At 64.0% G+C, this 4,759-nt stretch carries 7 protein-coding genes and 2 tRNA genes; 4 read left to right on the top strand and 5 right to left on the bottom strand.

Features of this window, described 5'->3' with window-relative positions; all coding sequences use genetic code 11:
• Window positions 1-44: 44 nt before the first annotated feature.
• The 5 genes from HMPREF0372_RS01110 to HMPREF0372_RS01090 all read right to left on the bottom strand — a co-directional run bounded on the left by HMPREF0372_RS01110 (window position 45) and on the right by HMPREF0372_RS01090 (window position 1,775).
• Window positions 45-377, bottom strand: coding sequence for a cupin domain-containing protein (locus tag HMPREF0372_RS01110; protein WP_007488210.1), 333 nt, complete (start codon window positions 375-377; stop codon window positions 45-47).
• A gap of 17 nt (window positions 378-394) precedes the next feature.
• Window positions 395-757 carry a DUF6483 family protein gene (locus HMPREF0372_RS01105; protein WP_007488209.1) on the bottom strand — a complete coding sequence of 121 codons (363 nt, stop codon included), beginning with the start codon at window positions 755-757 and terminating at the stop codon, window positions 395-397.
• Window positions 758-773: 16 nt separating this feature from the next.
• Window positions 774-1,391, bottom strand: a complete 618-nt coding sequence (gene lexA, locus HMPREF0372_RS01100) for a transcriptional repressor LexA (RefSeq protein ID WP_007488206.1) — start codon at window positions 1,389-1,391, stop codon at window positions 774-776.
• Window positions 1,392-1,602: 211 nt separating this feature from the next.
• Window positions 1,603-1,687 (bottom strand) — tRNA-Tyr (locus tag HMPREF0372_RS01095).
• A gap of 12 nt (window positions 1,688-1,699) precedes the next feature.
• Window positions 1,700-1,775 (bottom strand) — tRNA-Thr (locus HMPREF0372_RS01090).
• Between the two features lie 278 nt (window positions 1,776-2,053).
• Here HMPREF0372_RS01090 and HMPREF0372_RS01085 point away from each other — a divergent pair.
• From HMPREF0372_RS01085 to HMPREF0372_RS01070, 4 genes are all read left to right on the top strand, one after another.
• Complete coding sequence (locus HMPREF0372_RS01085) at window positions 2,054-2,284, top strand: hypothetical protein (RefSeq protein WP_007488205.1); 231 nt, start codon at window positions 2,054-2,056, stop codon at window positions 2,282-2,284.
• A complete protein-coding gene (locus HMPREF0372_RS01080; protein WP_009259082.1) occupies window positions 2,265-2,594 on the top strand; it encodes a sigma-70 family RNA polymerase sigma factor in 330 nt (109 codons plus the stop codon). The genes HMPREF0372_RS01085 and HMPREF0372_RS01080 overlap by 20 nt, the downstream gene beginning before the upstream one ends.
• A 106-nt stretch (window positions 2,595-2,700) precedes the next feature.
• On the top strand, window positions 2,701-4,083 hold the full coding sequence (rpoN, locus tag HMPREF0372_RS01075; protein WP_009259081.1) for an RNA polymerase factor sigma-54: 1,383 nt from the start codon (window positions 2,701-2,703) through the stop codon (window positions 4,081-4,083).
• 3 nt (window positions 4,084-4,086) lie between these two features.
• Window positions 4,087-4,759: HAD family hydrolase (locus HMPREF0372_RS01070; RefSeq protein ID WP_007488199.1), on the top strand; the 673-nt coding region annotated here is incomplete at its 3' end.

The raw sequence follows: 4,759 nt of genomic DNA, 5'->3' as shown, positions 1-4,759 counted from the left end.
CGGCGGACGCGTTTGCGTCCGCCGGGCCTTTTCCTATATTCCGTTCACCCGTGCTGGGGCACCACCGCGAAGAACTCCAGCGTCTGTGTCCCGTCGTTGACCAGGGAGTGGGCGTGCCCCTCCGGGCAGTAGTGACAGTCTCCCGGAGCCAGACGCTCCTCGCCGCCGCCGTACAGGGCCTTGCCCGTGCCGGAGAGAACGTACACAATTTCGCTGCTCTCCTCGTGGGTGTGCAGGCCGATGGAGCACCCCGGCTCCAGCCGCCCCCGCATGATGCGGTTGCGCCCGTCCGCAAACATCCTGGCGTGGGTCACTCCCTCGCCGCCCTTGAACCCGAGGATGGCAGTCTCCTCTATGACTCCGAATTCCACCTTCATTCCAACTCCTCCTCTGACTACAGCAGCGATACGCCGAACCGGCCCGCCATATCCCGCAGGCCCTCCTCCAGCTCGTCCCGGCCGAAGCCCGCCGCCTCCAGTTGGGCGTCGGTCAGGTCGTTGAGCCGGGCATAGAAGTCCACCGCCAGCTCCAGATAACGCCGGTCGTCGGGATCGCTCTCCGCAAAGAGCAGATCCTCCGCCCCGCCGATGTCCCCGGCGTTGACCTTCTCCAGCAGGCGGCGGTGGAGCTCGTCCAGCGCGGCGTCCTCCGCCGCCCCGGCGGGCACATAGCCCGTGGACTCCTTCTGAAACACCAGATAGGCAATGGAGCGGGCCAGGGCGTCCACCTGGCGCATCATCCAATCCTCGGTCAGCATTCCGCATCTCTCCTTTTTATAGTTCCCGCACCAGGCGCACCGCCACGCCCACGATGCGGGCCGCGCCGGTCTCAAAATCCGACAGGGGGATCAGCTTGGGCTCGTAGGCGGGGTTCTCCGGCTGGAGGAGCACCATGTCCCGCTGGCGGCGGAAGCGCTTGAGGGTGGCGTCCTCCCCGTCCACCAGACAGGCCACAATCTGGCCGTTCTCCGCCGTATCCTGCCGCCGCAGCAGCACCAGATCCCCGTCCCGGATACCGGCGTTGATCATGCTGTCGCCGGTGACCCGCAGGAAGAAGTGCTCCTCCGGCTCCGCCACGTCGGCGGTGGCCCAGCCCTCCACCCGCTGCTCGGCCGCCATGGGCAGCCCCGCCCGGATAGTGCCCAGGATGGGGACGGACTGCCGCTGTCCGGTACGGCGGGGCACATCGTAGCCCAACAGCCACAGGGGGTCCACACCCAGGGCGGCGGCCATGGCGGAGGCCGTGCCGATTTTCGGCTCCCGCTGGCCCAGCACATAGCGGTTCAGCGTCTGTGGGTTCATCCCCAGGCGCTCCCCCAGCTGCTCATAGCTGAGTCCCTCTTCCTCCATCAGGCGGCGCAGGCGGCCGCCAAGGCTGCTCTCCCGCTCCATCTGTCCGTCCCTCCTGTCCCATTATTGGGGCTATCCTATCATATTTTATCACCATTTGCAACAGAAACCAGAAAAAAGCCCTTGACTGTTATCTCCATTTGGTGTTATTATAGCCTCGTAATCGAACATAAGTTCTATTTCATTCGTTCGGTATCACCATTTGGAGATCCCAGATGTGAAAAAATGCCCCGCCGACTGGCGAGACATTTTTTGGTGGAGGAGGGTGGATTCGAACCACCGAAGCGAATCGCAACAGATTTACAGTCTGCCCCCTTTGGCCACTCGGGAACTCCTCCGTATGAACTTGTTGGAGCTGGTGGACGGACTCGAACCCCCGACCGGTTGATTACAAATCAACTGCTCTACCAACTGAGCTACACCAGCATACCAGCTCGTCCACAGCGAAGGTTAGTTTAACAGACACGGAGGGATTTGTCAAGGGAAAGTGGTATATTTTTTTACAAATTTTTTTCGGGAGGAATGCGCCATCCAGCCAGAGGTATGGGCGGATCCGCTGCGGGATGTGCAGCGGGTTCCGCCGCGGGGCTGGTGCCCCCGGTGCCGCTCAGAGCTCTACAGCGGGGAGCGGGGACTCTGTCCCGCCTGCCTGGCCGAGCTGGAGCGCGGCTGCACACAACAAGAGGAGGAGAACAGACACACAAATGACCTTACTGGAATTATCGGGCGAATACCGCGCCAGTGCCGCCGCCCTGCGGGAGCGGGTGCTGCTCCTGGAGCACCGGCTGAGAGGGGCAGACGGGGACGGACGCCGTCTGCTGGAGGGGCGTATCCGGCTGCTGCGCGCCATGGGCCGGGAGGCCCGGGAGCTGGCCGTCCTGTGTGAGCGCTACTACGAGAGGGGGTACTGCCGCAATGGCAAATACACGCTATAGGCGGGGCGGGGCCTACGCCGCCGACATGGCGGTATACGCCCGCGCCATGGCCGCCGATAACTCCGCCCAGCTCAGCCGGGTGAAACGCAACCTGGTGCGGGCGCTGCGGGAGGACGTGACTCCCCGCCAGCGGGAGGTGCTGCTGCTCTACTACGCCGAGCAGCTCAACACCCGCCAGATCGGGGAAAAGCTGGGGGTGGACAAGTCCACCGTAGCCCGCACCATCAAGCGGGGGGAGGCCCGGCTGCGCCGCTGCCTGCGGTACGGCGCGGAGGCCTTTCTGAACGCGGCGGCGGAGGGACCGCCCTGATTTTTCTACACCCACGGAGTGGGTGAAAGGTTGAATGGCCGGCCGTTCCGTGGTATACTGTCTCCCGAATGAAAATCGCCGTTTTTCGCAAAGGGAGGCCGAGGCATTGGAACTTAATCTCACACAGAAGCAGGTGCAGACCCTGTCCCCCCAAATGATGCAGTCCATGGAGATTCTACAGATGGGCTCCCAGGAGCTTCTGGAATACATCGAGGAGGCGGTGCAGGAAAACCCGGTGCTGGAGCCGGAGGAGACCTATGACAAGCAGGACGAGTTCTCCGTCCTCCGCCGCAAGCTGGAGTGGCTGGAGTCCACCGACCCGCAGAACCGCTACTACCACCAGCAGGACACCGAGGAGGAGGACAGCCCCCTTAACAACTTCGGCACCGTACAGGACGACGACGAGAACCTCTACTATTATGTCCTCTCCCAGCTCCGGGTACTGGAGCTGGAGCCAGAGGTGATGGACGCCGGGGTATTCCTGGTGGAGAGTCTCAATCAGAACGGCTGGCTGGACGAGCCTCTGGAGGCCCTGGCTGCCGGCCACGGCTGCGGGCCGGAGGTGATGGCCCAGGCCCTGGAGGTGGTACAGTCCCTGGAGCCCGCCGGCGTGGGGGCCCGGGATCTGGCCGAGTGCCTCAAGCTCCAGCTCGTGCGCCGCACGCCGGTGAACGAGCTGGCGGTACGTATTGTGGAGCGCCACCTGGACGCCCTGTCCAAGAGCCGCTACGGCCTCATTGCCCGGGAACTGAAAGCCAGTCCTGAGGAGGTGCGTGCCGCCTGCGACGTGATCCGCTCCCTCAACCCCCGCCCCGGAACCGGCTTCGCCGCCCGGGAGAATCTAACCTACATCAACCCCGACATCATCGTGGTCAGCTTCCCCGACCACTTCGAGCTGCTGACCAATGACTATTACTTCCCCACCCTCAACATCAGCGGATACTACACCCGCCTAATGAAGGAGAGTGACGACAGCCAGGTGAAGGACTATCTGACCGGCAAGGTGCGCCAGGCCAAGTGGATGGTCAAGGCCATCGAGCAGCGCCGCTCCACCCTCATGGCGTGCGCCGAGTGTATTCTGGAATTCCAGGAGTCCTTTTTCCGCAAGGGGCCCGGCCACCTGGTTCCCCTGTCCCTGGCCGACGTGGCCGAGCGCATCGGCGTCCACGAGTCCACAGTGAGCCGGGCGGTAAAGGAGAAGTATATCCAGTGCTCCATGGGCGTGTATCCCCTGAGCTACTTTTTCTCCCGCAGCCTGGGCCCCGCCGCAGGCGACGAGGCCGCCTCCCCCGACGCGGCCAAGGCGCTGCTGAAGAAGCTTATCGCCGGGGAGGACAAGAAAAAGCCCCTGTCCGACCAAAAGCTCTGTGAGCTCATGTCCGCCCAGGGCTGCTCCCTCTCCCGCCGCACCGTGGCCAAGTACCGGGACGAGCTGCGCATCCCCAGCACCACCGGCCGCAAGCAATATGAAACGTCAGGAGCTTTCTGAGCGATGAACTTCAAAGCTGTCTTTTTTGATTTCGACTACACCCTGGCCGACGGCACCGAGGCCATTGTGGCCGGGTTCCGGTACGCCTTTGGGCGGATGGGCCTGCCCGAGCCCACGGAGGAAGCCATCCGCCCCACCATCGGCATGGTTTTGGAAGACGAGTTCACCTTTCTCTCCGGCGAGGCCGACCCCGCCCGCCGGGCAGAGTTCCGGCAGCTCTACACCGAGAAAGCCGGCCCCATGCATGTGTCCGTCACCCGGCTGTTTCCCGGTGCGCTGGAGCTGCTCACCGCCCTGAAGCGCCGTGGTATTCCCACCGGCATTGTCAGCACCAAGAAGACCGCCACCATCCGCGACGTAGCGGAGGCCAGGGGCATTACTCCCCTGCTGTCCTCCATTCTGGGCGGCGACCAGGTTTCCGCCCCCAAGCCAGACCCGGAGGGACTCCTGGCCTCCCTCACCGCCCTGGGGCTGGAACCCCACGAGGTTCTGTTCTGCGGCGACACCGTCATCGACGGGGAGGCCGCCCGGCGGGCTGGCACTCACTTCTGCGCGGTGCTCAACGGCACCACCACCTTTGAGGAATTCCAGACCAGACGCATCCCCTGCGACCACGTGGCCGGGGATCTCTGGGATCTCAAGCAGTGGCTGGGCCTCAACCGGCTCACCGCCGCCC

Origin of the sequence: Flavonifractor plautii ATCC 29863 (assembly GCF_000239295.1) — a bacterium.
In the GTDB taxonomy this organism is placed as follows: Bacteria; Bacillota; Clostridia; order Oscillospirales; family Oscillospiraceae; genus Flavonifractor; species Flavonifractor plautii.
Note: the sequence above shows the minus strand (reverse complement) of the source record. Positions and strands in the feature narration are given on the sequence as shown.